Genomic DNA, 24,701 nt, shown 5'->3' with positions numbered 1-24,701 from the left:
TGAGCTGTAATCTGTGCCAGTTCACTTGTCCCACGGCCCAACGCCGTCAAAAAGATTTTTGAACCCACCAAAAATCATCCGCTGCCCGTCAAAGCCCATGGGATTGACGTCCGGTTGCATGCGCGGGTCTTCCATCATTTTCGCCATGCCTGCGTCGCGGGTGGCTTTGTCGGGCCAGATCAGCCAGCCGGATGACACCGTCTCGCCTTCCTTGAGTTTGACCGCCAACGGGAAAGAGGTGAGTTTGCCCTCCGGCACGTCGTCACCCCAGCACTGGACGACCTCGACGGCGCCATATTCCTTGAACAGCCTGGCGGCGATCTCACAGTGTTTGTTGTACTGTTCACGATTGGCGTCAGGCACGGGTGCCACGAAGATATCGATGTAGGCCATGGTCATTCTCCTTGCAGGATGGGTTCGATCTGCTGACTGGTCGATTGCGGCGGACGCCATTCGACACGATTCACGCCAGGCCCGACCGACGGTTCGCCAATCGCCCCCAGATTGCCCTCGACCTGCCCGGCCATGTGCAGTGTTCCCGCCATCACCCCGGTGGTCGGGTTTTGCAGCAGCTTCATCCAGGCCTTGTCGAAGGTGTTGCCCAGACTGCTACGGATCAGCGCTTCGCTGTCGGGGCGGTCGTTGGCCTGGATGATCGCGCGAATGCCGGCCACGCCGACTGAAATCATCGCCCCGGCCAGTTTCCCCGCTGCTGCCGCCACCGCACTGGCGGCGCCGCGCGGGGCCATTTCCGCTTCAATGCGCTGGCTGGCACGTTTGGCCACCGGGGCCATGGCGGCGTCGGTGGAAGAAATGCCCCTGGCGCCGCCGTCGGTGTGAACCTTGTCGATCAGCGCGGCGTACGCCGGCAGCGTGTTCAGCGGTTCGGTGCTGATGACGGTGAACAGCGAGGCATCCCGCGCCGGCGGGGGCCCGAGGGCGATGGCCGGGATCTTATGCAAGCGCCCGTTGAGCTGCGCAATAGGCACACCATGACGCTGGGCGATGAGTGGCATCTGTTGCGCCATCAACTGCGCGTAGAACGCCGTGGCCTGAGCCAGGATCGCGTCCGGATCTATCTCTACTGCGACCGGCGCCAGGACCTTTTCCTGATATTGCTCAAGCAGATACGCCGCCAGCCGTTTCGCCGAAGCTTCCTGCTCGCCGCCAGCGCTGATCGTGTACCAACTGACCTTCATCGACAGCCATTCCTGGGTCCAGTAGCTGCTGAACCAAGGGATGAAATTTTCTTCAGTTTGCTGATAGACGCGAGTGCGCCAATGTTCCATTGAACCGCGGGCGAACAGCTTGACCTGTTCGGTGGCCTGCTGCGAAGCGCTGAGGATTTCGCGGTCGATTTGCTGCCAGGTCTGCGCCGACACGACCACGGCTTGCGGCGCGGTCACCGGTGCCCGGACCGAAGTAGCACAGCCGGCCAGCAGAAACAGTGCGGCAACGACCAGCGCGCGCGGGTTCACGGTGGTGGTGTCCTTTGGCTGAGGGAGGTGCAGGTTTGAGTATAGGCAGGGGAGTAAGAGGGGTGCCGCTTGTTCTGGCCTCTTCGCGAGCAGGCTCACTCCTGCATTTGAAATGCGTTCTCCCTGTAGGAGTGACCTCTCGCGAAGGGGCCATCAGCAGCACCACAAACCTCAACCATCACCACCGTCGATAACCACCATCGCCACGATTGCCTTCCGCCCATCCCTCACCAAAGGCACGATTGACTCATCCGACACACAACGAGGCGTTCACATCATGATCCATACCCAAGTCACCCTCTCCGTGAGTTTCCCGGTGTTCGGCAGCAACTACTACCAACAGCACGTCGTACCGCGCAAAGCGCAGACGCTGGTGTTCAACAAGGATTTCGACGATCTGCTGATGCCCGCCGCCAGCAACCATTTCAGCAATGAAGTGGTCGGCCTCAACGATCAGTTCCGTTTTCTGAGCGACATTCTCGCCACCCATTTGCTCGATCACGAGGCCTCGGTGCCTGCGCGATCCCGCGTCCGGGCGAGCGCTCATTTTTAATCCCTCAAAGGCTTGCCCGCGAAGCGGACGATCATGAAAAAGCCCACTGGCCGGTTCGGCTCAGTGGGCTTTTCCGTGGCATCCGCTGACTCGGTCGATCAACGCTTCCAGCAGTCGGCAAAGCGCGAACAGACTTCATATTTCGCGTCCATGGCGGCCATCCGATCGAGGTGATGATCGATGGCTTCCGCCATCACGCGGTTCGACGCCTGGAAATAGAACATGAACATGGCCTTTTCTTCCGCGTCCGGCGCCGCGTTGCCACGCTTGCCGTCTTTGTCATCCACGCGCGCCCACTCGCCCAGGCGCTTGTCATCGACGCTACGCAAACGCTGGCGATATTCGTCTTTGGTGCGCTGCATCGCCTGATCCTTTGTGGTCGCGCTTTCCTTGTCGAACTCGATCAGATTCTGGCGATACAGCGCCCAGTAATCGTCCGGCAACGTAAAACCCAGTTTGGCCTTGCGGTCGTTGATCAGCGAGTCGAGCTTCTCTGGAGAAAAACTGGCCGCAGGCTCTTTGCCCGCATCCGGTTTCATGAAAACGAAAAGGCTGCCTTCGATGATACGGTCGATCAGTGCCGTGCGTTGCGGCGTGTCGGGCAGCAGCGCCGGTGGCTTGGGAAAGATCGGGTTGCGCCCCACGCACGCCGCCAGCGCAGTGCGGTCCAGTGGCATCACGGTGCGCAGATCTTTACCGTCGTGCCGCTCCAGATGCCGCAACGTGGTGATGCACTGGGTCTTGGTGACGTTCAGTGTCACTTCATATTCATTTCCACGCTTGGGCGTAAAGGAAAAACCAGAGCCGCAGGTGGCGTAACCGACCTGCGTGTTGACACGCAGATACGCCGGCTGCTCGGGCTTGATCTTGAATTCAAGGTAACCGCGCGCCTGTTCCGGCGGCGCAACCATCATCCCCGCCCGGCGCTTGCTGTCGCCGATCAACACATTGTTGAGCATGCCGGTGGTCAAGCCATCGCAATGCTCGGCGTCGAAATAATCGATCGTGGCGTTATCGGTATTGGCGACGAACCTTACCTTGGCGGCGTCTGGATCGGTCGCATCCTGATAGGTGCCGGTGATGTTGCAACCTGTCAGCAGGCTGCATGACAGTACTGCACCAGCCAGCGACAGGGCCAGGCGCAGCGGGGAAACAATGGACATGATCTTCCTTGGCAGCGTGAAAAGCGCGCATGCTACTGAATTGCCACTACGGCGTCCATTTCTTCGCTCCCTCACGTGAGCCCGTCCCTGGGACTCTCGATCAATCAGTCATCATCGCGATCACGGTAATAACGACGGCCATCGCGGCGGTCGCCATCGCGGTCGTCCCAGCGCCGGTCATCATCGTGATAGCGGCCATGGTCGCGGTCGTAATGCCCGCCATGCCGGTGATCATCATCAAAATCCGCAATACAGCCGCTGAGCAATACCGCGGCGGTCACAGTGAGCAGCATCGTTGTTGCGTGCTTCATTCAATACTTTCCTAAACCCAAGGTCTTGACGATGAAATCGCCACGCTGCCGGCCTCTTCAAGAGGCAGTGCGCGCAGCCGCAGATACGACCGGGCAAAAACCCGTTGATTCACTGGCCACCATTGACCGTTTGTCGGCCCGTTCGCCGCAACCGAGCGGCGGCGTAATGCCACCTATACTGCTTGCAACCAATCCCCAAGCAATGGATCTGCACCCTCAAATAACAACAAGCAGAGGTGGACCATGGTCTGGCAGCAAATCTATGACCCGTTCGGCAATCCGGTGCTCTCCACGCTGATGGCTGCGGTGCCGGTGGTGGTGATGCTCGCGGCGCTGGCGTTCTTTCACGTCAAGGCGCATCTGGCGGCGCTGCTGGCACTGGCGTCCGCCCTGCTGATCTCGATCTTCGCCTTCGACATGCCGGCGGGCATGGCCGGCTCGGCGGCATTGTTCGGCGCGGCGAATGGCTTGCTGCCGATCGGCTGGATCGTCCTCAACATCATCTTCCTGCATCGCCTGACCACTGAGAACGGCTCGTTCAAAGTGCTGCAGGATTCCCTCGCGCGCATCACTGACGACCGACGCTTGCAACTGCTACTGATCGCCTTCTGCTTCGGTGCGTTCTTCGAAGGCGCGGCAGGCTTCGGCACGCCGGTGGCGGTGACCGGGGCGATCCTGATTGGTCTGGGTTTTTCGCCATTGGCCGCATCCGGTCTGGCACTGATCGCCAACACCGCCCCCGTGGCATTTGGCGCCCTGGGCACGCCGATCATCACCCTCGCCAAAGTCACCGGGCTCGATGAGATGGAGCTGTCGATGATGGTTGGCCGGCAGTTGCCGTTTTTCTCGGTGCTGGTGCCGTTCTGGTTGATCTGGGCCTTTGCCGGATGGCGCAAGATGCTCGAGGTGTGGCCGGCGATTCTGGTGGCCGGAGTCAGTTTCGCCATCCCGCAATTTCTCGTCTCGAACTACCACGGGCCGATGCTGGTAGACGTGATCGCCGCGCTGATTTCAATGGCCTGCCTGACACTGTTCCTCAAGGTGTGGAAACCGGCCACCATTCATACTTCGGCAGCGCTGTCCGGCCGCGTCGACAACTCCAAAGTCGATGAAGAAAAAGTCACCGCCAGCGCCGCCTTCAGCGATCAGGCGCGCCCGGCAGTGATGCGCGCGTGGATGCCGTGGATCATTCTCACAGTGTTCGTGTTTGCCTGGGGCACGCAGGGCTTCAAGAACATGTTCGATACGCGGCCGATGATCGACCCGGTCACGCAATCGGCCAAGCTTGATCCGCAAGGCAAACCGGTGCGTGAGGCCAATCCGATCTTCGCCCCGGCAGTGACTTTCACCAGCCTGCACTTGCAGATCGAAAAAGTCCCGCCAGTTGTTGCGGCGCCGAAAGCCGAGGAAGCGGTGTACAAGTTCACCTGGCTGACCGCGACCGGCAGCGGCATTCTGCTGGCGGCGATTGTCGGCGGTCTGTTGATGGGCTATTCGATCCCGCAACTGATCAAGCAGTACTTGCGCACGCTGTGGGTGGTGCGGTTTTCGCTGATCACCATTGCGGCAATGCTGGCGCTGGGGTTCCTCACGCGCTATTCCGGACTGGATGCGACGATGGGGCTGGCGTTCGCGGCGACGGGAATTTTCTATCCGATGTTCGGCACGCTGCTCGGTTGGCTGGGGGTGGCACTGACCGGCTCGGACACCGCGTCGAACGTGTTGTTTGGCGGCTTGCAGCGGGTGACTTCGGAACAACTGGGCATCAGTCCCGTCCTGATGGCGGCGGCGAACAGTTCCGGTGGGGTGATGGGCAAAATGGTCGACGCGCAGTCGATCGTCGTCGCCTCCACCGCGACCCGTTGGTATGGGCATGAGGGCGAGATCCTGCGTTACGTGTTTTTCCACTCGATCGTGCTGGCGATCCTGGTCGGCGGGCTAGTGACGTTGCAGGCGTATGTCGCGCCGTTTACCTCGATGGTGGTAGGTGGGCCCTAACTGAAGAAACACAACTCCACTGTAGGAGTGAGCCTGCTCGCGATAGCGGTCTGTCAGTTGATAGTGTGTTGGCTGACACACCGCTATCGCGAGCAGGCTCACTCCTACAGGGTTTTTGTGCTGCCTTGGAGATTGATGAGCAGAGCACATAACTCTTTAGCGCAAATCCGACAAAACCTTTTCCTCCCTCCTGCGGTCACTCCTTTTACGAGACTGGCATGCATGCCGGCGCGCCCTTTTGGGCCTTTTGCAATCCTGCCGCCCGATGAGAGAAAAGGAATCGAACCATGCCGATTTCCCGACGCAACTTCATGATCCTCGGCGCCGTAACCGCGACGGCGTTCGCTATGCCCCCCTTTATCAGCCTCAAGGCCTACGCGGCCAGTCTGGAGCAACCGGCCATGAGCAAAGTCACCCTGCAAGTCAACGGAAAACCGCAAACCCTGGAAGTCGACACCCGCACCACCCTGCTCGACGCCCTGCGCGAACACCTGCACCTGACCGGCACCAAGAAAGGCTGCGACCACGGCCAGTGCGGCGCCTGCACGGTGATCGCCGACGGGCGGCGGATCAACTCCTGCCTGACCCTGGCGGTCATGCACGACGGCAGCGAAGTCACCACCATCGAAGGCCTCGGCATGCCGGACAAGCTGCACCCGATGCAGGCCGCGTTCATCAAGCACGACGGCTATCAGTGCGGCTACTGCACGCCGGGGCAGATCTGCTCCGCAGTCGCGGTGCTCAAGGAAATCCGCGACGGTATTCCCAGCCACGTCAGCCCGAGCCTGACCGAGCCGCCGAAACTGATCGCCGCCGAATTGCAGGAGCGCATGAGCGGCAATATCTGCCGCTGCGGCGCGTACTCGAACATCATCGAAGCCATCACTGAAGTTGCGGAGGTCCCGGCATGAGAGCCTTCAACTACAGCCGCGCCGACTCGCCTGCCGCAGCCGCCTCCCAGGCTGCACAAGCCGAAGGCGCCAAGTTCATCGCCGGCGGCACCAACCTGCTCGACCTGATGAAACTCGACATTGAGACCCCGGTGCATCTGATCGACGTCAACCACCTCGGTCTGGATCAGATCGAAGCTACGCCTGAGGGCGGACTGCGTATCGGCGCCTTGGTGCGCAATACCGATCTGGCCGCCGACGCCCGCGTACGCAAGGACTACGCCCTGCTCTCCCGCGCGCTTCTGGCCGGAGCGTCCGGGCAGTTACGCAACATGGCGACCACCGCCGGCAACCTGCTGCAACGCACCCGCTGCCCATACTTTTACGACACCCATCAGGCCTGCAATAAACGCAATCCGGGCAGCGGCTGCGCGGCGATCGGCGGGGTCACTCGACAACTGGGGATCATCGGCGTCAGCGACGCCTGCATCGCCACCCACCCGAGCGACATGGCCATCGCCATGCGTGCGCTTGATGCGCAGATCGAAACGGTCAAGCCTGACGGCAGCACCCGCAGCATTGCCATGGCCGATTTTCATCTATTGCCCGGCAATACGCCGAACATCGAAACCAGCCTCACACCCGGTGAGTTCATCACCGCCGTGACCCTGCCGGCGCCGGTCGGTGGCACGCACATTTATCACAAGGTTCGCGATCGTTCGTCCTACGCGTTTGCCCTGGTCTCGGTGGGTCTGATCCTGCAAAAGGACGGCACCGGCCGCGTCGCCGTTGGCGGCATTGCGCCGAAACCGTGGCGGGTCGAAGCCGCTGAAGCGCTGCTGCCCAAGGGCGCCAAAGCGGTCAGCGAGCGCCTGCTCGAAGGCGCGACCCCCACCGATGACAACCAATTCAAACTGACACTGGTCGAGCGCACGCTGGCTTCGGTGTTGGCGCAAGCGAGGGAAACCGCATGAAATTCGACACGCCCGCCACCACCAATCCCATTGACCGCTTGAAGGTCGTTGGCAAGCCCACCGAGCGCATCGAAGGCCCGTTGAAAACCAGCGGCCAGGCGACCTACGCCTACGAGCAACATGAAGCGGCGGCCAATCAGGCCTACGGTTTCATGGTTGATTCGGCGATCGCCAAAGGGCGGATCAAAGCTATTCATCTCGACGAGGCCAAAGCCGCACCCGGCGTACTGGCGATCGTCACCGCCGAGAATGCCGGCAAGCTCGACAAAGGTGATTACAACGCCGCCCATTTGCTCGCCGGTCCCGACGTGCAGCATTACCAGCAAGCCGTTGCGCTGGTGGTCGCCGAGACCTTCGAACAGGCCCGCGCCGCCGCGCAACTGGTCAAGGTCGACTACGAAACCACCGAAGGCAAGTTCGACCTGGCCAGCGTCAAAGACCTCGGCGTCGAGCCGAAAGACGAGCTGCCGGACGTCAATCACGGCGACTTCGACAAAGCCTTCGCCGCCGCCCCGGTGCAGTTCGATCAGACCTACACCACGCCGGACCAGTCCCACGCGATGATGGAACCCCATGCGACATTGGCCGCGTGGAAAGGCGACCAACTGACGCTGTGGACGTCGAACCAGATGGTCGCCTGGAGCGTCGGCGACATTGCGAAGACCCTCGGCCTGCCGAAGGAAAAAGTCCGCCTGGTCTCGCCGTACATTGGCGGTGGGTTCGGCGGCAAGCTGTTCATTCGTGCCGACGCGATCCTCGCCGCTCTAGGCGCGCGCATGGCCGGCCGGCCAGTTAAAGTCGCCCTCGCCCGCCCGCAGATGGCCAATAACACCACCCATCGCCCGGCAACGATTCAGCGTATCCGCATGGGCGCCACGGCCGACGGCAAGCTGACCGCCATTGCCCATGAAGGCTGGTCGGGCAACCTCGCCGACGGCAAGGTCGAACTGGCCGCGCAACCGAGTCAATTGTTGTACGCCGCGGAAAACCGCCGCGTCAGCATGCGCCTCGCCCCGCTCGACCTGCCCGAAGGCAACGCCATGCGCGCACCGGGTGAAGCGCCGGGCCTGATGGTGCTGGAAATTGCCATGGATGAAATGGCCGAACAGCTGAAAATGGACCCGGTGCTGTTCCGCATTGCCAATGACACCCAGGTCGATCCGGTGAAGACCGAGCGGCCGTTTTCCCAGCGTCAACTGGTCAAATGCCTGCAGATCGGCGCGGAGAAATTCGGCTGGGATCAGCGCAAAGCGCAGCCCGGCACACGTCGTGAAGGCCGTTGGCTGATCGGCATGGGCGTGGCGGCGGCGTTCCGCAATAACCTGCTGGTCAAGTCCGGCGCGCGCGTGCGCCTGGAGCGTGACGGCAAGGTGATCGTCGAAACCGACATGACCGACATCGGCACCGGCAGCTACACGATCATCGCGCAGACAGCCGCGGAGATGATGGGCGTCGGCCTGAATGATGTGGTGGTACGTCTGGGCGATTCGGACTTCCCGGTCTCGGCCGGTTCCGGCGGCCAGTTCGGCGGCAACTGCTCGACTTCAGGGGTTTATGCCGCCTGCATGAAACTGCGCGAAGCGGTGGCGCAGAAGCTGGGACTCGCGGCGGATCAGGCCGAGTTCGTCGATGGTCAGGTGCGCGTCGGCAGCAAGAGCCTGCCCCTGCGCAATGCCGCTGAGGGCGGCGCGCTGGTCGGCGAAGACAGCATCGAATTCGGCGATCTGGCCGAGAAGTATCAGCAATCGACCTTCGGCGCGCACTTCGCTGAAGTTGCCGTCGACGCCGCCACCGGTGAAGTCCGCGTGCGGCGCATGCTCGCGGTGTGCGCGGCCGGACGGATTCTCAACCCTATTTCGGCCCGCAGCCAGGTGATCGGCGCAATGACCATGGGCGTCGGCGCGGCATTGATGGAAGAGCTGGCCGTGGACAAGCGTCTGGGCTATTTCGTCAACCATGACCTGGCGGGATACGAAGTGCCGGTGCACGCCGACATTCCGCATCAGGAAGTGATTTTTCTCGAAGAGACTGACCCGATTTCTTCGCCGATGAAGGCCAAGGGCGTGGGTGAATTGGGGATTTGCGGCGTGAGTGCGGCGGTAGCGAATGCGATCTACAACGCTACCGGCGCGAGGGTGCGGGAGTATCCGATCACGCTGGACAAGATTCTGGATTCATTGCCGGAGATGATCTGAAGCGAAAAGCCCCTCACCCTGGCGCTCTCCCAAAGGGAGAGGGCCAGGGTGAGGGGCGCGGTTTCACTCGGTCCTTGGATATTGCTCAGCACTGACCTGCTCCATCCAGTCCACCACCTTGCCATCCAGCACTTCCGCAATTGCGATATGACTCATCGCCGTTGTCGGCGCCGCCCCGTGCCAATGTTTGGCACCCGGGGCAATCCAGACGGTATCGCCCGGACGGATTTCACGAACCGGCTGGCCCCATTCCTGGACGAACCCTACTCCTGCGGTGACGATCAATGTCTGTCCTAACGGATGGGTGTGCCACGCAGTTCTCGCGCCCGGCTCGAACGTTACGGTCGCGCCGCTGACGCGGGCCTCGTCGGTACCCTTGAACGGCGCATCCACCCGCACCGTGCCGGTAAACCAGTCAGTGGGCCCTTTGGCCGAGGGTTGAGAGCCATTCGGCGTGACCGTGACACGCGGGTTTTCAGTGGCCTGCACTTCACCGGCCAGCAGCGAGAGCGTCAGCGCAGAAGCAGCGATCGGGTTCATGGCGGTTCCTCCGGATGAATAATGCAACCACTGTAGCGATCGGCACTCTTTAGATAATCGTCTAGAATCCGAAAAAACTTATGCAGGACAATCATCAATGCTCCGGGAAAACGCCACCGACCTGCTCGCCTTCCTCGCCGTTGCCCGTGAACGCAGTTTCACCAAGGCCGCCGCCAAACTCGGCGTTTCGCAATCGGCGCTCAGCCACACCATTCGCAGTCTCGAGGCACGTCTCGGCCTGCGCCTGCTGACCCGCACCACGCGCAGTGTTTCGCCGACCGAGGCCGGCGAACATCTGCTGCAGACCATCGGCCCGCGCTTCGAAGAGATCGAGGTGGAACTGGCCGCCCTGAGCAACCTGCGCGAGACCCCGGCAGGGAAGATCCGCATCAGCGCCACCGACCACTCGCTGAACTGGATCCTGCGTCCGGTGTTGCAGGAGTTCCTGCCGAAGTACCCTGACGTCACCGTCGAAGTCTGCTGCGACTATGGCTTCGTCGACATCGCCGGCCAGGGTTTCGATGCCGGCGTGCGCCTGGGCGAAGACGTTGCGCAGGGCATGATCGCCACGCGCATCGGCCCGGACATGCGCATGGCCGTGGTCGGCTCGCCTGCCTACTTCGCCCGTCGCGCTGCGCCGCAGACCCCGCGCGACCTGACCGACCACGCCTGCAACAACCTGCGTCTGCCAACCAATGGCGGACTGTATTCGTGGGAGTTCGAAAAGGACGGTGAAAGCCTCAAGGTTCGTGTCTCCGGCCAGGTCACCCTGAACGGCGTGTACCCGTTGCTCGACGCCGCGCTGGACGGTTTCGGTCTGAGCTACATCCCGGAAAATGTCGTTGCACCGTTTCTGGCCGACGGCCGCTTGATCCAGGTGCTCGGAGACTGGTGCCCGGCGTTTTCCGGCTATCACCTGTACTACCCGAGCCGACGCCAGGCAGCGCCGGCGTTTGCCTTGTTGCTGGAAGCGTTGCGCTATCGGGTTTGACCCGGTTCAACCCAGCAACGCAATCAACTGATGCCGCTGCGCATCGGTGAGCATCGGCCCAAAACCGGCTCCGGCGTTGTCGGCCATGTAGCGCGGATTGCTGGTCCCCGGAATCACGCAGGTCACTGCCGGATGCGCCAGCAGAAACTTCAGGGCCAGTTGCGGCCAGCTGTTGACCTGCACGTCCGAGACCCATGCCGGCAACGGCTTGCCCTTGAGCCGGGCGAGCAAATCGCCGCCGCCAAATGGCCGGTTACAGATCACAGCCACCCCGCGCTCGCGGCACAGCGGCAGGATGCGTTTCTCGACAGCGCGGTCATCAAGGGCGTAGTTGATTTGCAGGAAATCCAGCCTCTCGGCTTTCAACACCGCTTCGACCTCGTCATAGGCAGACGAGGTGTAATGGGTGATGCCGATGTAGCGAATCCGCCCCTGCTCTTTCCATTCGCGCAGGATCGGCAAGTGGGTTTGCCAGTCGAGCAGATTGTGAATCTGCATCAGGTCGATGCGCTCGGTTTGCAGCAGGCTGAACGACTGCTCCATCTGCGCGATCCCCTCCTTGCGCCCGCGCGTCCACACCTTGGTGGCGAGAAAGGCCGGCGAGCGCGGTTCGTGGATCGACAGCAATTCACCGGTCGTCTGCTCGGCGCGGCCGTACATCGGCGAGCTGTCGATCAGCGTGCCGCCCTTCCTGAACAGCGCTTCGAGCACGGCGGGCAATTGCCGATAAACCGGATCACCCGGGCCGACGTCGAAACCGCGATAGGTGCCCAATCCGACCATGGGCAGTGCCTCGGAGCTTGAAGGGATGGCGCGGGTCTGCATGGTCTGGTCTCCTGCCGTGTGCGGCGCAGTGACGGGCGGCGGCGTGCCGCTGGCCAACGCCCGATCAATCGTCAACACCGCCGCAACCTCGGCAGCCAGCGTAAGCAAGCGGCGACGGGAATAACCCTCAGTGTGGCGCATGCGGGCCCTCCTGCTGCGCGGATCTGTTGCATGTTGTGTGTGCAGGCTGTCAGGCGCAGTCGCTGAACTACACTTCGACAGCCCACCTCTTACCCCGTTAAAAGTAGCCGAATGTCCCGAACCCTGATGTCACTCGTCGTTTTCATTGTTGCCGTGTACCTGGTGCTGTGTGCCGCGCTGTTCGTATTTCAGCGCTCGCTCATCTGGTTTCCCCAGCCTGCGGCCGTGGTTGCAGCGGATTCGCGGTTGAAACTGTCGATGCCGGACGCCGAAATCTGGACGACTACTCGAGAGCGCAGCGGAACACGGGCGCTGATCTATTTCGGCGGGAATGCCGAGGACGTCTCGCGCAACCTGCCGGAGTTCGCTGAGGCGTTCCCCGATTACGCGCTGTATTTTCTGCATTACCGGGGTTTTGGTGGCAGTTCAGGCTCACCATCGGAAGCGGCGATTGCCGAAGATGCGCTGGCGTTGTTCGATCAGGTCTACGCCAGCCATCCGCAGATTGCGGTGATCGGGCGCAGCCTCGGCTCGGGGGTGGCGATACGCCTGGCCAGCCAGCGGCCGGTGCAGAAGCTGATCCTGGTCACGCCGTTCAACAGCCTCGAAGAAATCGCCGAACGGCAATATCCGTGGGTGCCGGTGAAGTGGTTGCTCAAGGATCGATTCGAATCGGGCAAGTACGCCGCGCACGTTCGCGTGCCGACCTTGCTGTTGGCGGCGAGTGATGACGAGGTGATTGGACGCAAGAGCACGCAGCGGTTGTTGGAGAGTTTTCCTGCGGGGGTGGCGACGCTCAAGGTGGTGCCGGAATCGGCGCATAACTCGATTTCCGAGCGAGGGGAGTACTTGCGGTGGATGGGTGATGTGTTGAATCGCTGACAGGTGTAGCGATCAGGCGGATGCCTTCGCGAGCAGGCTCGCTCCTACAGGGGTAAAGCATTTCAAATGTAGGAGTGAGCCTGCTCGCGATGAAGTCGGTACCGACATCACCATTTACAGCTACTGTCCAATGCTAAGGCTGACGGCCGCTCCGGGCATTTTCGTCGCCAGAGGTGGCCGGGCGCGGCATGACGTGTTGATGGCCGGTCGGGTCGTTGAGTTGCACGGCATTACCCTTCTGCCACGCATCAGCTCCTGGCGCGACCGGTGCCGGTTTGATCTCGGCGCGGGCCTTTTTCTTCTCGGCGCTATCAATGCCCAGACGCTGGTCGCGCTGGCGGACCATTTGCGCGTCGGCCTGACCGTCGGCAGTAAAGCCCATCATCAACTGCGGCACGCCCAAGGGCAGTTGCTTGTCCTGATCGGTGTGCCAGGTGTGCCAGGTCTTGCCATAGGTGTTGGCAAGTTTTTCCATCAAACGCGTCTCCGCCACTTGCGGGATGCCCGGCGCGACCAACTGGCCGGAAGTGACTTCGTGAGCGTGGCTATGCCACAAGGCCTTTTCTTTTGCCGGCAATTGCGTGAACAGGCGCTGGCTGATGATGTATTCCACGCCCATCAGCTTCGCTTCAGCGGTGTTGCCGTCGTAGATCACACACTGGAACACTTCCTCGTTGAGCGCCGAGCAGTAGTGATGCGCTTCCATCTGTGCGCCGGGATGGCCGTTGTAGAAATGGAAGCCATCGAGGTACATGTTCAACGCGCGAATCGGCGGTTTGTCCTGCAACCATTGCGCGCCGACTTCGAGCATTTCAGTGTCGGAGGCTTTGGCCTGGCCTGGTGTCTGCACCGGTGACTCGGTGTTGCTCATCGCACAACCGGTCAGCGCGGCGACCATCAAACCGACGGGAACCCAACGTCCCTGCAAGGTTTTATTACGCATGTTTCGCTCCTCGGACATTCAGTAACGGGCGCGTGCTGGCCCTGTTATGCAACTGAAAGCAGGAGAACGGCAGAGTTCGAAAAAGCTGCGTGCGGATCACACTGGAGAGATCGTTGCCAGTACGCCGATCAGGATGGTCAAGGTCAGAAAGCCGCCGAGGAAAATTGCCATCTTGTACATGTTGCGCTCCTTGATGCTGAGTGTGCGGTGCACCGGACGCTTCGGGATGAGGTCGGAGGGTGAATGTCCGCACTGCCCGGGCATTCTGAGGCTGTGGCTGTACTGAATACAGAGGCAGATGAAACAGAAAAATACGGATCAGATGCGCATCTGATCCGCTTCGGGCATGGACCGGTATTCAGCCCGAAACTTGACGACCCACTCTGCGCCGGGTTGATCTACAGTCATTGCCGCCAACCATAATAAAAACCGGAGTGACCATGCCCGACCTCGCCCTGCAGCCCAACGTCGCCGCATCCCTCGCGCGCTGGCACGAGATGATCCGCAGCGGCAATCTCAAAGCCCTGCCCGAATTGCTCGATGCCCAAGCCGTATTTCGCTCGCCGATGGCCCACACGCCCTACCCAGGCGCGCCGGTGGTGGCGATGATCCTCAACACAGTGTTCGAAGTTTTTGAGGATTTCGCCTATCACCGCGAACTGGCGACGGCGGATGGCTTGAATGTGATCCTGGAATTCAGTGCCAAGGTCGGCACCAAGGAACTGAAAGGCATCGACATGATTCGCTTCGACGCCAGCGGCAAGATCGTCGAGTTCGAAGTGATGGTTCGGCCGCTGAGCGGATTGCAGGCACTGGGCGAAGAAATGGGCCGGCGCCTGGGGGCCTATCTCGCGTCTGCAAAAGCCTGACCGTACCGACCATAGGAGCGTAGGAGCCAGGCCACAAAAAAACCCACTGACCGTCGCCGGTTCAGTGGGTTTTGTGTGTCAGGGTTCTGGTTACAGAGCCATGTCACGTGCAGCGTTTTCCTTCGGTGCTACGGCTTTATCAGCCGCAGGTGCCGCTGGAGCAGCTACCTGACCGATCACCGGAGGGGTCGGCAGTTCGAGGATTTTCGCGGTGTAAGCCCACTCGGCAGCCACTTTGGCCGGATCGCTGTTCAGCTGGGTGCCATAGCTCGGCACGATCTGGTGCAGCTTGGTCTGCCACTCAGGGGTTGCGACTTTGTCCTTGAAGACTTTCTGCAGCACGCTCAGCATGATCGGTGCAGCAGTCGACGCGCCTGGCGATGCGCCCAGCAGGCCGGCGATCGAGCCGTCTTGCGAAGCCACGATCTCGGTGCCCAGTTTCAGCACGCCGCCAGCGGCTTCATCACGCTTGATGATTTGCACGCGCTGGCCGGCTTGCCACAGGCGCCAGTCTTCGGCCTTGGCGTTCGGGAAGTATTCCTTCAGCGCGTTCAGACGGTCTTCATCCGACAGCATCAGTTGACCGGCAAGGTACTCGACCAGCGGGTATTCCTTGATGCCGACCTTGGTCATTGGCCAGATGTTGTGGGTGGTGGTGCTGGTCAGCAGGTCAAAGTACGAACCTTCCTTGAGGAACTTGGTGCTGAAGGTCGCGAACGGGCCAAACAGAATGACGCGCTTGCCGTCCAGAACACGGGTGTCCAGGTGCGGAACCGACATCGGTGGCGCGCCAACCGAAGCCTTGCCGTAGGCCTTGGCCAGATGCTGCTCGGCAATGCTTGGGTTGTCGGTTACCAGGAACGAGCCGCCAACCGGGAAGCCTGCGTATTCCTTGGCTTCAGGAATGCCCGACTTCTGCAGCAGGTGCAAGGCACCGCCGCCAGCGCCGATGAACACGAACTTGGCGTCGGTTTCGGTTTTGCTGCCGTCTTTCAGGTTTTTGTAGCTGACACGCCAAGTGCCATCGGCGTTCTTGGTGATGTCTTCGACTTCGCTCGACAGTTTCAGATCGAAGTTGGGCTTGGTCTGCAGGTGAGCGGCGAACTGGCGGGTGATTTCGCCGAAGTTCATGTCCGTACCCAGCGGGCTCCAGGTGGCCGCGATTTTCTGGTTCGGGTCACGCCCTTCCATCATCAGCGGCACCCACTTCTTGATCACCGCCGGATCTTCGGAGTACTGCATGCCGGCAAACAGCGGGCTCGCCTGCAGGGCTTCGTAGCGCTTTTTCAGGAACTTGATGTTGTCATCGCCCCACACGAAGCTCATGTGCGGTGTGGTGTTGATGAACGAGCGAGGGTTTTTCAGCACGCCCTGTTGAACCTGCCACGCCCAGAACTGACGGGAGACCTGGAACGCTTCGTTGATCTCGACGGCTTTCGGGATCGTGACGTTGCCCTTGTCGTCTTCCGGGGTGTAGTTCAGCTCGGCGAGGGCCGAGTGACCGGTACCGGCGTTGTTCCAGCCGTTGGAGCTTTCCAGGGCGACGCCGTCGAGGCGCTCGACCATTTCCATCGACCAGCTCGGTTCCAGCTCATTGATCCACACACCCAGGGTGGTGCTCATGATGCCGCCGCCGATCAGCAGGACGTCAACTTTCTTCGCTTCGGCAGCATTGGCAGACGACATCCCCATCGCCAAAGCCAGCCCCAGCAAGGCTGTGTTCACTTTCTTAAACATCTGTTGCACCTATGATAAAACGCCTTCCGCCCGTCGTTGTTATCAGTCTGCGTTGCGCTGTATTGACGCTCAGGCTGGCGTCGCGCGATCCGGCACACTGCAATATTGACGGGTGGGCACACAAGGCCGATATGTGGCATCGACCTCAGTTAATGTCCCTTCTGAACTGACTTCTTATCGTTATTGGCTTCAGCTGCTTGAGCGACAGGGATCCCGTCGGCCCGCCCGAAAGGCAAGCCAACCGAATTAGGTCAAAGCAAATTGGCGCGGAGAATATCACGTCAGGGCGAACCCGCGCGTCTGTTCCCGACTTGAAAGTCTTTTTCCGCTCTGAAGCTTATCGGCCACAGCGCGCGGAACATGACGCCACTGCGGTGGGTACCGTCAGTTTTTTTGCGCGATGCGCATCGCAACTCAGCGATCCAGTGCACACGCCCCGTTGCTCCTGAAGAAAATAACCTGCTACGTTGTACGATGACTGATGAATTCAACTTCAGTCATTTCCATCCAATAACAACAAGGAAACAACATGACCAAGTCCCGCCTCCTCATCGGTTTGTTCTGCGCCTTCAGCGCCTGCGCCATGGCCGCCCCTGCCCCAGCGGAAAAACAAGTGGCGCAAGCGGTCGATCATCTGACCCAGGCGATGCTGCACAAAGACATCGCCGAACTGAACGCCCTCACCGCGCCGAACCTGACCTACGGCCATTCCAGCGGCAAGATTCAGGACAAGCAGGAATTCATCGCCGACATCGAAACCGGTCGCAGCGCATTCAAGACCCTCGAAATGCAAAAGCAGACCATCACCCTGTCCGGCGATACCGCGCTGGTACGCCACCACTTTTCCGCGCAGGCGTTGAAGGGGACCGAGGTCATTCCCACCGAGATCGAGAACTTCCAGATCTGGCAGAAACAGGGCGGGAAATGGTTGTTGGTGGGGCGACAGGCGTTCAAATTTTGATTGAAGTAAGTCTCTGAGATAGATGTAGCCTGAACTGGCCTCATCGCGAGCAGGCTCACTCCTACAAGGGGCGGCGGCGTAACGCAGATCGCATTCACACCGCCAATCCCCTGTAGGAGTGAGCCTGCTCGCGATAGCGCCAGTCCAGACAACCAAAAACCCTCACCTGAAAATCACAACCGAAACCGATCCACCGACCGTGACAACTGCCCCGCCAGGTCCGACAACTCATCCGTAGTCGTTGCCGTCTGCCCGATCACCCGGCTATTCCCTTCGGACATCCCGGCAATCATCTCCACCTGATGGGCGATTTCGTTGCTGGCCATACTCTGTTCGCCAATCGTGCGAGTGATGTCATTGACCAGTTGCGTGGTGCTGAGCGTCGCATCGAGGATTTCGCGAATCGCCCGCTCGACTTCCGCCGTCACCGCCATGCCCTTGTCGACCTGCGCCACGCCCGCCTCCATGCTGCTGACCGCCTCGCGCGTGCTGTTCTGAATGCGCGCGACCATCGTGGCGATCTCCTGGGTCGAGGCGCTGGTGCGCGCGGCCAGACTGCGCACTTCATCGGCGACCACGGCAAAACCACGGCCCTGCTCACCCGCCCGTGCTGCCTCGATCGCCGCGTTGAGCGCCAGCAGATTGGTCTGGTCGGCGATGCTCTTGATCACCTGAATGATGTTGAAGATTGCCTCGGATTCCTGATCCAGCGTGCGGATCACTTGCGCCGACTGCTGCGCCGAGCGGGCGATGTCGTCCATGTCGCTGACCACTTGGTGAATCACCCCGCCGCCCTGCTTGGCCAGAGTCTCAGCCTGATTGGCCATGCTCAGGGCACGTTCGGCGTGGCGGGTGATTTCTTCGATACTGGCGGTCATCTGGCTGGCAGCGGCGGCCATGGTCCCGGCGGCAACGCTTTGTTGCTGGCTGCTGTCGGCGACCTGATGGCAGCCGTGGCTGAGTTGCTCGCTCATGCCACTGACACCGTGGGCGTTGCGCCGGACCACGTCGATCATGTTGCGCAGGTCACGCTGCATGATTGCCAGGGTGCGGATCAACGCACTGGCTTCGTCCTTGCCGCCAGGCTCGACAATCGGCTCGCTGAGATTGCCATGGGCGATGCTTTCGGCGATGCGACTGGCGGATTTCAGCGGCCCAAGGATGCTGCGCATCACCCAGCGGCCCTGAATCAGCAGCAACAACAGACTGGCGATCAGGACGACGCCGAGGGCGAGATTGGCATTGCGAATGGCCGCTTCAGTGCCTTCGCTGGTTTGCCGGGTGTTGCTTTCAATCAACTCGCTGAGCGTCGCCATCTGTTCTTCGAGCTGGCTGAACGCGGTGCTGAATCGACCGAGTTGCTGTTGCGCGGCGTCGGGGTTGTCCAGCGCCACGGCGACAATCTGCTCGGCGGATTTGATATAGGTGTCGAGGCTCGGTTTGATCTGCTCCAGCGCCGTGCGCAGCGGCGGGCTGATCGGCAGTTTCAGGTTGTCATCCAGCACTTCACGAAAATGCCCGGCGTGCTCGGCCAGCGAATCACGCACTTCCGTCGCGGCGCCGGTGCCTTTGCCCAGGCCGACCAACATCGCCGAATACACGTCGGCGCGCAGGGCGTCGTGCATCATGTCGGCTTCCATGTGATTGCGCAGTGCGCTCATGCTCACCGTGTTATCGCCGACCGCCGTGGCCATCCGCAGGTTGCCGACGTAACTGACCAGACTCACGATCAGCGCTGTCAGCAGGCTGGTCGCAATCAGCAACACCAAACGCAGTTTGATCGACACCTTGGAATCTCCCGTGGGCACGCTGGATTGCGCTTGTCGGATTTCAGTTAAGCCTATTGGCATGGAACTGCCGACACAGAGCGTATCGGCTGATGTCAGCGGCGACTTGAATCCGGCAAAACTTTTGGATCGAGCGGCCAGTCACACCTTGCACCACCGCTGGATAACGCCTTCATCGCCGGTTAACCCCGGCAGGCTATCAATCCAGCGCTTCGAACATTCATGCAGCTGAAGGAAACGCTTATGAAACGCGCACTGTGGTTTGGTCTGCTCGGCACCCTGGCAATCGGCACCGCACAGGCGGCAACGGAGAAAGTCGCGATCAATCTGGTCAGCGCCGACGGTGCGCCGCAGGCGATCGGTTCGGTCACGGTCAGCGAAACGCCTTACGGTCTGCTGTTCACGCCCGAGCTGAAATCATTGCCGGCCGGCATTCACGGTTTCCATGTTCATGAAAACGGCAGCTGCGAAGCGGGCACCAAGGACGGGGTCAAAGGCGCGGCACTGGCCGCTGGCGGACACTTCGATCCGGCGAAAACCGGCAAGCATCTTGGCCCGTACGCCGATGGGCATCTGGGTGACCTGCCGGCGGTGTATGTCACGGCCGAGGGTGTCGCCAACTACCCGGTGCTGGCGCCGCGTCTGAAGAAAATCTCCGAGATCAAGGGCCACGCCCTGATGATTCACGCCGGCGGCGATAACCATTCCGACATGCCCAAGCCACTGGGCGGTGGCGGCGATCGCATGGCGTGCGGGGTGATCTGATCCGAATGAGCGGGATAATGCCCTGCCCCAAGGCTTTTTTCCGCTCACGGAACTCCGGCGCGCCGATTATCTCTGAAGCTATGTAGTCCCTTCTCTTTTTGCTTCGCGCTTGTGGAGGAACACGTCATGCGCAAGTTAGTCCTGATTTCTTCTCTAATGCTTTGCCTGCCGGTCGGTTCGGCGCTGGCCCGTGTTGATGCGGGTGACGTCGCCACTTCGGCAGGTGTCTCCGCGTCGCTGTACTCGACCTTCAAGGATGACAAAATGGTGATTCCGGCCCGTGACGACGTGTCTGCCTTTGTCGCCAGCGGTGGAGCCATTCGTGGGGTTTATCTTGAGTCGGTACTGCAACAGGTGCGTCAGGCCAACCCTGGCTTGAACGCCAGCGACGAAGACCTGGCCAACGCCATTCTGGTGCAATACGAAGGCGTGCAGCAGTAGTCACGAGGGATACAGCGGCCGATGGACGGCCGCTGAGTGCGCATAGGCAAAAACGTCCGACGGCCTCTATGATGGAGGCCATGACGACCACCGTGCCCTTGCGCTCACCCTGCCCACCCGGCGCCTGCATCTGCGGGCGCGATCCCTTGCTTGAAACGCCCGGAGCGGATCTGCGCATCCTGCGCCTGACTCGCGCAGAGGAAAAAATCCTCCTGGCGCGTCTCGAACAACTCAAAGACCTCGACGACCTCAAACGTCTGCAACAGCGCATGTATGAGCAGTTGGGCATCCGCGTCGACGTCGCACCGGGTTTCAACGAGGTACGCACCATGCGCGGCATTGCCATTCAGATTGACGACTTGCCGGGCCTGTGTCGAAAAACCCGTGCGGCAATCCCGGCGGCGATTCGCAAGGGTCTGGAAAACCACCCGCAAATCGCCTTCGAACTGCTCAACGCCCACGACTTGCTGCGCGACACCTGATCACTTTTTCATACCGACGCGCTTGCGCATCTCGGCGGTAATGGTCTGACGGGTTTTCTTCATGTCCGCCCAAGGCTCATCGCCGACTTCGGTCAGACGCTCGTGCACGTTGTAAATGTTCCAGTGATTACCGCCCTTGATTTCCGCGACCTCCTCTCGGTACAGCGGCACGGAAACCGGCATGCCTTCCCGCGCCCGTGCGGCATAGGCGCAGATGGTGGTGGCGCCGAGGCCGTTGCGCAGGTAATCGATAAAGATCCGCCCGACACGGTTTTTCGGTCCGGACACCGCCGAAATACGATCCGGCAGCAACTTGGCCATGTGGCTGACGATGGCGTGACTGAAGTCCTTCACTTCGTCCCAGCCGTGCTTGCGCGTCAAGGGCACCACCAGGTGAATGCCTTTGCCGCCACTGGTTTTCAGGAAGGCTTTGAGTCCCAGTTCATCGAGCACGGTGAGAGTCAGCGCGGTGGCTTCTACCATGCTTTTCCATGGCAACGCCGGATCCGGGTCGAGGTCGAGGACGAAGCGATCGGGCTTGTCCAGATCCACCGTCGTGGCGTTCCAGGTGTGCAGCTCCACCGTGCTCATCTGCACCGCGCCGACCAGCGCTTCGGGATTGTTGATCATCATCACTGGCTGGCCGGTGACGTCCTTGTCCAGTGTCGAAATCCCGGGGATGGCCAGGCGTTCGGCGTTCTTCTGAAAGAACAGTTCGCCGGCAATGCCATCCGGTGCGCGCACCAATGCCACGGGGCGATCCTTGAGTTGCGGGAGGATGTGTTCAGCAACGCTGGCGTAATACTGCGCCAGTTGCATCTTGGTGGTGCCGCTGACTGCATCGATCACCCGATCCGGGTGCGTGATGCGCACCTTGCCGCCGGCCAGCCCCGCCTGCGACGGTGCGGTTTCGGCTTTGCTGGCGGCGGTTTTCTTCGCTGGTTGTTTGGCGGCGGTTTTGGTTTTTTCGGTGGTTTTGGTTTTTTCGGTCTTCTCGGATTTTTCAGACTTGGCAGCTTTCACAGGCTTCGCTCGCTCCTCTGTAATGTCCTTGGCCGGTTTGTCATCGCGCAAACCATGGAACACGGCGTGCCGCACCGAGCCGTCCTTGGTCATCTCGGCGAACGCCACCTCCGCCAGCAATTTCGGTTTCAGCCAGTGCACGCCCTTGGCCTCGAAACCACTGGGCGGATTGACCACCGCAGCGCTTTTGGTCTGTAGCGGCTTGAGCTGGGCGAGGATGCTTTTCAACGTGGTTTCGTTGAACCCGGTGCCAACCTTGCCGGCATAGCGCAACTCGCCGCTGTCACCGTCGTGCAGACCGAGCAGCAAAGCACCGAAGGCACTGCGCGCACCTTTCGGATCGGTATAGCCAACGATGACGAACTCTTGCCGATGCTTGCATTTGAGCTTGATCCAGTCGCCACTGCGCCGCGACACGTAGGGCGAACCGAGGCGCTTGCCGATCAGGCCTTCCATCTGCATCTGGCAGGCGCTGTTGAGCAGTGCGTCGGGAGTTTCTTCGAAGGCTTCGGAGAAGCGCAGCGGTGAAGAATCTTTCTGTGCGCCAAGGATCGTGCTCAGCGCCGCACGCCGCTCTTCGACCGGAACATCACGCAGGTCGACGCCGTTGAGGTACGGCACGTCGAACAGGTAATAAACGATGTTGCCGCTGCGTCCGGCATCGAAGGCATTTTGCAGCGCCTGAAAATCCGGCACACCCTGCTCGTTGGCCACGACCATTTCGCCGTCAAGCCACGCCGATTCAAGGCCCAGTGCCGCCAGCGCCTTGGCCTGCTGCGGCAGTTTATGCGTCCAGTCGTGGCCATTGCGGGTAAACAGCTGCACCTCATCGTGATCGATCCGCGCCATGATCCGATAGCCATCGAACTTGATCTCGTAGCTCCACTGCCCTTCTGGCGCGCTATCGACCAATGTGGCCAGTTCCGGTTTGATCAACGCCGGCAGCTTGGCCTTGCGCGCGCCATTAAGCTGTCCAGACGCCTGTTTGCGTGGCTTGGCCGGGGCCTTCTTCAGCGGTTTGGCCTGTTCGGCGGCGAGCGTGGGTTTGCCGACAATCGTGCGCTCACTGAGCACGCTGTCGGGTTCGGCGACCAGCACGTCGAAGTCATCCTGCGGGCGCGCGGCATTGTCTTGATGCTTGATCAGAAACCATTGTTCTTTCTTGCCCGGCATGTGCGTGCGTACCAGATTCCACACGCCGCCGAGCTTCTCGCCCTGCAACTCGAACTTGAGCCGACCCTTGGCATAGGCCTTGTGCGGATCCTCCAGCGGAATCCACACGCCGCGATCCCAGACGATCACATCGCCCGCGCCGTAATGCCCCTCGGGAATGCTGCCCTCGAACGTCGCGTAATCGAGCGGATGATCCTCGACATGGATCGCCAGGCGCTTGACCTTGGGATCCAGCGACGGCCCCTTCGGCACCGCCCAGCTCTTCAGCGCGCCATCGAGTTCCAGGCGAAAGTCGTAATGCAGGTGCGAAGCATCGTGCTTCTGGATGCAGAACTGCAAAGCATGATCCTTGGCAGACTTGCGCCCCGGGCGCTTGACCGCAGCCGGTTCCGAAGTCGCGGAAAAATCACGCATGCGGTTGTAATCGTCGAGGTTCCTGTTCATGAGCACACCGATGGCAGACGGGTTCTGTTATGCAGAAGAGCGACACGGCGGCGGAAAAATTCAATCGACGTAAAAAAGCCCCGGACGGATGGAGCGGCCGGGGCTTGTAACGACACATCCAGTAATTGCCTGGGCTGGCTAAACACGGTGCAGACGCTAAGGTTTTTTCAGGATCTTGAAAGGGAGGCAATGGAATGCCTGCTGCTGCAAAAGCCTGTCGTCTGCGAAAGGGTCGGTACTCTGAAACCGGAAGAATTTATCTGCTTACAGCAGTGGTCAATCAACGCGAGCGTGTTTTCACCAACTGGCACGACGGTAGATTGCTGGTCAACGAGTTGAGACGGTGCAGTGAAGCCGGGTTAGCTACCTCTCTGGCTTGGGTCGTCATGCCAGACCATCTGCATTGGCTCGTTGCGCTTGATAAGGGTTCGCTTGCAGATTTGATGTGTCGCGTCAAATCGCGAAGTTGCCAGGCATACAATCGAAGACATGGGCGCCAGGGACAATTATGGCAGCGAGGTTATTACGACCGCGCCTTGAGGCGGGATGAAGATCTCAAAGCCGCTGCGCTCTATGTCGTCAAGAATCCTGTGCGAGCCGGTCTGGTGGCGCGCCTCGGGGACTACCCGCTGTGGGACGCAATCTGGCTTTGAAGATCAAAAGATCGCAGCCTTCGGCAGCTCCTACGGTTGCACCGTATTTCAAATGCAGGAGCTGCCGAAGGCTGCGATCTTTTATTTTGAGAACGCCGCACTCTGTGCAGGCAGGACACCATGCGAGCCGGTCTGGTGGCGCGCCTGGGGGATTACCCAATTTGGCTTTGAAGATCAAAAGATCGCAGCCTTCGGCAGCTCCTACGGTTGCACCGTATTTCAAATGTAGGAGCTGCCGAAGGCTGCGATCTTTTATTTTGAGAACGCCGCACTCTGAGCAGGCAGGAACAGCATGCTGGCCGGTCTGGTGGCGCGTCTCGGGGACTACCCGCTGTGGGACGCAATCTGGCTCTGAAGATCAAAAGATCGCAGCCTTCGGCAGCTCCTACGGTTGCACCGTATTTCAAATGCAGGAGCTGCCGAAGGCTGCGATCTTTTACTCTGAAAACGCCGCACTCTGTGCAGGCAGGACAGCATGCGAG

Annotated in this window: 24 protein-coding genes and 1 pseudogene; 14 read left to right on the top strand and 11 right to left on the bottom strand. The window is 60.7% G+C overall.

Features of this window, described 5'->3' with window-relative positions; translation table 11 throughout:
- Positions 1-21 precede the first annotated feature (21 nt).
- Together BLU71_RS05840 and BLU71_RS05835 are read right to left on the bottom strand one after the other, a co-directional pair.
- A complete protein-coding gene (locus tag BLU71_RS05840) occupies positions 22-393 on the bottom strand; it encodes a DUF1428 domain-containing protein (protein WP_083352527.1) in 372 nt (123 codons plus the stop codon).
- Between the two features lie 2 nt (positions 394-395).
- Entirely contained in the window at positions 396-1,478 is a 1,083-nt protein-coding gene (locus BLU71_RS05835) for a hypothetical protein (protein ID WP_083352526.1), read from the bottom strand.
- A 277-nt stretch (positions 1,479-1,755) separates the two neighbouring features.
- Between BLU71_RS05835 and BLU71_RS05830 the strand changes: the two genes are divergently transcribed.
- Positions 1,756-2,031 (top strand): hypothetical protein, encoded by a 276-nt coding sequence (locus tag BLU71_RS05830; protein ID WP_065616116.1) that lies wholly within the window; start codon positions 1,756-1,758, stop codon positions 2,029-2,031.
- 98 nt (positions 2,032-2,129) lie between these two features.
- On the opposite strand, the gene BLU71_RS05825 is transcribed toward BLU71_RS05830, so the two are convergent.
- A complete protein-coding gene (locus BLU71_RS05825) occupies positions 2,130-3,194 on the bottom strand; it encodes a hypothetical protein (RefSeq protein ID WP_042609359.1) in 1,065 nt (354 codons plus the stop codon).
- Between the two features lie 104 nt (positions 3,195-3,298).
- A complete protein-coding gene (locus tag BLU71_RS05820) occupies positions 3,299-3,505 on the bottom strand; it encodes a hypothetical protein (protein WP_083352525.1) in 207 nt (68 codons plus the stop codon).
- 243 nt (positions 3,506-3,748) lie between these two features.
- Here BLU71_RS05820 and BLU71_RS05815 point away from each other — a divergent pair, with 243 nt between their 5' ends.
- The 4 genes from BLU71_RS05815 to paoC all read left to right on the top strand — a co-directional run bounded on the left by BLU71_RS05815 (position 3,749) and on the right by paoC (position 9,562).
- Positions 3,749-5,503: an L-lactate permease gene (locus BLU71_RS05815; RefSeq protein ID WP_083352524.1), complete on the top strand. Its 1,755-nt coding sequence runs from the start codon at positions 3,749-3,751 to the stop codon at positions 5,501-5,503.
- A 287-nt stretch (positions 5,504-5,790) separates the two neighbouring features.
- A complete protein-coding gene (gene paoA, locus BLU71_RS05810) occupies positions 5,791-6,414 on the top strand; it encodes an aldehyde dehydrogenase iron-sulfur subunit PaoA (RefSeq protein WP_016775137.1) in 624 nt (207 codons plus the stop codon).
- Positions 6,411-7,367, top strand: coding sequence for an FAD binding domain-containing protein (locus BLU71_RS05805; RefSeq protein WP_065616112.1), 957 nt, complete (start codon positions 6,411-6,413; stop codon positions 7,365-7,367). The genes paoA and BLU71_RS05805 overlap by 4 nt, the downstream gene beginning before the upstream one ends.
- Positions 7,364-9,562: an aldehyde oxidoreductase molybdenum-binding subunit PaoC gene (gene paoC, locus BLU71_RS05800; protein ID WP_083352523.1), complete on the top strand. Its 2,199-nt coding sequence runs from the start codon at positions 7,364-7,366 to the stop codon at positions 9,560-9,562. The genes BLU71_RS05805 and paoC overlap by 4 nt, the downstream gene beginning before the upstream one ends.
- A gap of 63 nt (positions 9,563-9,625) precedes the next feature.
- Here the strand turns inward: paoC and BLU71_RS05795 are convergent, their stop codons facing one another.
- Positions 9,626-10,102, bottom strand: coding sequence for a cupin domain-containing protein (locus tag BLU71_RS05795; RefSeq protein WP_083352522.1), 477 nt, complete (start codon positions 10,100-10,102; stop codon positions 9,626-9,628).
- 97 nt (positions 10,103-10,199) lie between these two features.
- Here BLU71_RS05795 and BLU71_RS05790 point away from each other — a divergent pair, with 97 nt between their 5' ends.
- Positions 10,200-11,093 (top strand): LysR family transcriptional regulator, encoded by an 894-nt coding sequence (locus BLU71_RS05790; protein ID WP_083352521.1) that lies wholly within the window; start codon positions 10,200-10,202, stop codon positions 11,091-11,093.
- Between the two features lie 6 nt (positions 11,094-11,099).
- Here BLU71_RS05790 and BLU71_RS05785 read toward each other — a convergent pair whose 3' ends face one another.
- Positions 11,100-12,059 carry an aldo/keto reductase gene (locus tag BLU71_RS05785; RefSeq protein WP_173867311.1) on the bottom strand — a complete coding sequence of 320 codons (960 nt, stop codon included), beginning with the start codon at positions 12,057-12,059 and terminating at the stop codon, positions 11,100-11,102.
- A gap of 111 nt (positions 12,060-12,170) precedes the next feature.
- Between BLU71_RS05785 and BLU71_RS05780 the strand changes: the two genes are divergently transcribed.
- The gene (locus BLU71_RS05780; RefSeq protein WP_083352520.1) at positions 12,171-12,941 is read left to right on the top strand and encodes an alpha/beta hydrolase; all 771 of its coding nucleotides are present in this window, start codon (positions 12,171-12,173) and stop codon (positions 12,939-12,941) included.
- Between the two features lie 133 nt (positions 12,942-13,074).
- On the opposite strand, the gene BLU71_RS05775 is transcribed toward BLU71_RS05780, so the two are convergent.
- Positions 13,075-13,884: an OBAP family protein gene (locus tag BLU71_RS05775; RefSeq protein ID WP_064363527.1), complete on the bottom strand. Its 810-nt coding sequence runs from the start codon at positions 13,882-13,884 to the stop codon at positions 13,075-13,077.
- Positions 13,885-14,324: 440 nt separating this feature from the next.
- On the opposite strand from BLU71_RS05775, the gene BLU71_RS05765 reads away from it, so the two are divergent.
- Positions 14,325-14,753, top strand: a complete 429-nt coding sequence (locus BLU71_RS05765) for a nuclear transport factor 2 family protein (RefSeq protein WP_083352519.1) — start codon at positions 14,325-14,327, stop codon at positions 14,751-14,753.
- A 90-nt stretch (positions 14,754-14,843) separates the two neighbouring features.
- Here BLU71_RS05765 and mqo read toward each other — a convergent pair whose 3' ends face one another.
- Positions 14,844-16,490: a malate dehydrogenase (quinone) gene (mqo, locus tag BLU71_RS05760; protein ID WP_064363529.1), complete on the bottom strand. Its 1,647-nt coding sequence runs from the start codon at positions 16,488-16,490 to the stop codon at positions 14,844-14,846.
- 529 nt (positions 16,491-17,019) lie between these two features.
- Between mqo and BLU71_RS05755 the strand changes: the two genes are divergently transcribed.
- Entirely contained in the window at positions 17,020-17,451 is a 432-nt protein-coding gene (locus BLU71_RS05755) for a nuclear transport factor 2 family protein (protein WP_064363530.1), read from the top strand.
- A gap of 173 nt (positions 17,452-17,624) precedes the next feature.
- On the opposite strand, the gene BLU71_RS28085 is transcribed toward BLU71_RS05755, so the two are convergent.
- Entirely contained in the window at positions 17,625-18,350 is a 726-nt protein-coding gene (locus BLU71_RS28085) for a methyl-accepting chemotaxis protein (RefSeq protein WP_419198350.1), read from the bottom strand.
- A 132-nt stretch (positions 18,351-18,482) separates the two neighbouring features.
- Positions 18,483-19,301 (bottom strand): annotated as a pseudogene (locus BLU71_RS28080) (HAMP domain-containing protein); the annotation flags it as partial.
- Positions 19,302-19,481: 180 nt separating this feature from the next.
- Between BLU71_RS28080 and sodC the strand changes: the two are divergent.
- The 3 genes from sodC to BLU71_RS05735 all read left to right on the top strand — a co-directional run bounded on the left by sodC (position 19,482) and on the right by BLU71_RS05735 (position 20,926).
- Positions 19,482-20,003, top strand: a complete 522-nt coding sequence (gene sodC, locus BLU71_RS05745; RefSeq protein WP_083352517.1) for a superoxide dismutase family protein — start codon at positions 19,482-19,484, stop codon at positions 20,001-20,003.
- A 126-nt stretch (positions 20,004-20,129) separates the two neighbouring features.
- Entirely contained in the window at positions 20,130-20,444 is a 315-nt protein-coding gene (locus BLU71_RS05740; RefSeq protein ID WP_016775151.1) for a DUF2388 domain-containing protein, read from the top strand.
- 80 nt (positions 20,445-20,524) lie between these two features.
- Complete coding sequence (locus BLU71_RS05735) at positions 20,525-20,926, top strand: hypothetical protein (protein WP_173867309.1); 402 nt, start codon at positions 20,525-20,527, stop codon at positions 20,924-20,926.
- On the opposite strand, the gene ligD is transcribed toward BLU71_RS05735, so the two are convergent.
- The gene (ligD, locus tag BLU71_RS05730) at positions 20,927-23,566 is read right to left on the bottom strand and encodes a DNA ligase D (protein WP_083352516.1); all 2,640 of its coding nucleotides are present in this window, start codon (positions 23,564-23,566) and stop codon (positions 20,927-20,929) included. It abuts the gene before it with no gap.
- Positions 23,567-23,760: 194 nt separating this feature from the next.
- Between ligD and BLU71_RS05725 the strand changes: the two genes are divergently transcribed.
- Together BLU71_RS05725 and BLU71_RS27240 are read left to right on the top strand one after the other, a co-directional pair.
- Positions 23,761-24,219, top strand: a complete 459-nt coding sequence (locus tag BLU71_RS05725) for an REP-associated tyrosine transposase (protein ID WP_080902509.1) — start codon at positions 23,761-23,763, stop codon at positions 24,217-24,219.
- Positions 24,113-24,448, top strand: coding sequence for a hypothetical protein (locus BLU71_RS27240; protein ID WP_156889213.1), 336 nt, complete (start codon positions 24,113-24,115; stop codon positions 24,446-24,448). Before BLU71_RS05725 ends, BLU71_RS27240 begins: the two co-directional genes overlap by 107 nt.
- The last annotated feature ends 253 nt before the right edge of the window (positions 24,449-24,701 follow it).

It is taken from the genome of Pseudomonas moraviensis (assembly GCF_900105805.1).
Taxonomy (GTDB): Bacteria; Pseudomonadota; Gammaproteobacteria; order Pseudomonadales; family Pseudomonadaceae; genus Aquipseudomonas; species Aquipseudomonas moraviensis_A.
The sequence above is the reverse complement of the archived record's forward strand: the minus strand, read 5'-3'. Positions and strand labels throughout refer to the sequence as shown.

What these genes read in the sequence shown, in the direction of transcription:
- ligD (WP_083352516.1), bottom strand. Translation starts at nt 23,566, where the DNA reads ATGAACAGGAACCTCGACGATTACAACCGCATGCGTGATTTTTCCGCG.
- BLU71_RS05780 (WP_083352520.1), top strand. Translation starts at nt 12,171, where the DNA reads ATGTCCCGAACCCTGATGTCACTCGTCGTTTTCATTGTTGCCGTGTAC.
- BLU71_RS28085 (WP_419198350.1), bottom strand. Translation starts at nt 18,350, where the DNA reads ATGGCCGCCGCTGCCAGCCAGATGACCGCCAGTATCGAAGAAATCACC.
- BLU71_RS05755 (WP_064363530.1), top strand. Translation starts at nt 17,020, where the DNA reads ATGACCAAGTCCCGCCTCCTCATCGGTTTGTTCTGCGCCTTCAGCGCC.
- sodC (WP_083352517.1), top strand. Translation starts at nt 19,482, where the DNA reads ATGAAACGCGCACTGTGGTTTGGTCTGCTCGGCACCCTGGCAATCGGC.
- BLU71_RS05790 (WP_083352521.1), top strand. Translation starts at nt 10,200, where the DNA reads ATGCTCCGGGAAAACGCCACCGACCTGCTCGCCTTCCTCGCCGTTGCC.
- BLU71_RS05785 (WP_173867311.1), bottom strand. Translation starts at nt 12,059, where the DNA reads ATGCGCCACACTGAGGGTTATTCCCGTCGCCGCTTGCTTACGCTGGCT.
- BLU71_RS05830 (WP_065616116.1), top strand. Translation starts at nt 1,756, where the DNA reads ATGATCCATACCCAAGTCACCCTCTCCGTGAGTTTCCCGGTGTTCGGC.
- BLU71_RS05795 (WP_083352522.1), bottom strand. Translation starts at nt 10,102, where the DNA reads ATGAACCCGATCGCTGCTTCTGCGCTGACGCTCTCGCTGCTGGCCGGT.
- paoC (WP_083352523.1), top strand. Translation starts at nt 7,364, where the DNA reads ATGAAATTCGACACGCCCGCCACCACCAATCCCATTGACCGCTTGAAG.
- BLU71_RS27240 (WP_156889213.1), top strand. Translation starts at nt 24,113, where the DNA reads ATGAAGATCTCAAAGCCGCTGCGCTCTATGTCGTCAAGAATCCTGTGC.
- BLU71_RS05820 (WP_083352525.1), bottom strand. Translation starts at nt 3,505, where the DNA reads ATGAAGCACGCAACAACGATGCTGCTCACTGTGACCGCCGCGGTATTG.
- BLU71_RS05775 (WP_064363527.1), bottom strand. Translation starts at nt 13,884, where the DNA reads ATGCGTAATAAAACCTTGCAGGGACGTTGGGTTCCCGTCGGTTTGATG.
- BLU71_RS05765 (WP_083352519.1), top strand. Translation starts at nt 14,325, where the DNA reads ATGCCCGACCTCGCCCTGCAGCCCAACGTCGCCGCATCCCTCGCGCGC.
- BLU71_RS05725 (WP_080902509.1), top strand. Translation starts at nt 23,761, where the DNA reads ATGCCTGCTGCTGCAAAAGCCTGTCGTCTGCGAAAGGGTCGGTACTCT.
- BLU71_RS05740 (WP_016775151.1), top strand. Translation starts at nt 20,130, where the DNA reads ATGCGCAAGTTAGTCCTGATTTCTTCTCTAATGCTTTGCCTGCCGGTC.
- mqo (WP_064363529.1), bottom strand. Translation starts at nt 16,490, where the DNA reads ATGTTTAAGAAAGTGAACACAGCCTTGCTGGGGCTGGCTTTGGCGATG.
- paoA (WP_016775137.1), top strand. Translation starts at nt 5,791, where the DNA reads ATGCCGATTTCCCGACGCAACTTCATGATCCTCGGCGCCGTAACCGCG.
- BLU71_RS05840 (WP_083352527.1), bottom strand. Translation starts at nt 393, where the DNA reads ATGGCCTACATCGATATCTTCGTGGCACCCGTGCCTGACGCCAATCGT.
- BLU71_RS05805 (WP_065616112.1), top strand. Translation starts at nt 6,411, where the DNA reads ATGAGAGCCTTCAACTACAGCCGCGCCGACTCGCCTGCCGCAGCCGCC.
- BLU71_RS05735 (WP_173867309.1), top strand. Translation starts at nt 20,525, where the DNA reads ATGACGACCACCGTGCCCTTGCGCTCACCCTGCCCACCCGGCGCCTGC.
- BLU71_RS05815 (WP_083352524.1), top strand. Translation starts at nt 3,749, where the DNA reads ATGGTCTGGCAGCAAATCTATGACCCGTTCGGCAATCCGGTGCTCTCC.
- BLU71_RS05825 (WP_042609359.1), bottom strand. Translation starts at nt 3,194, where the DNA reads ATGTCCATTGTTTCCCCGCTGCGCCTGGCCCTGTCGCTGGCTGGTGCA.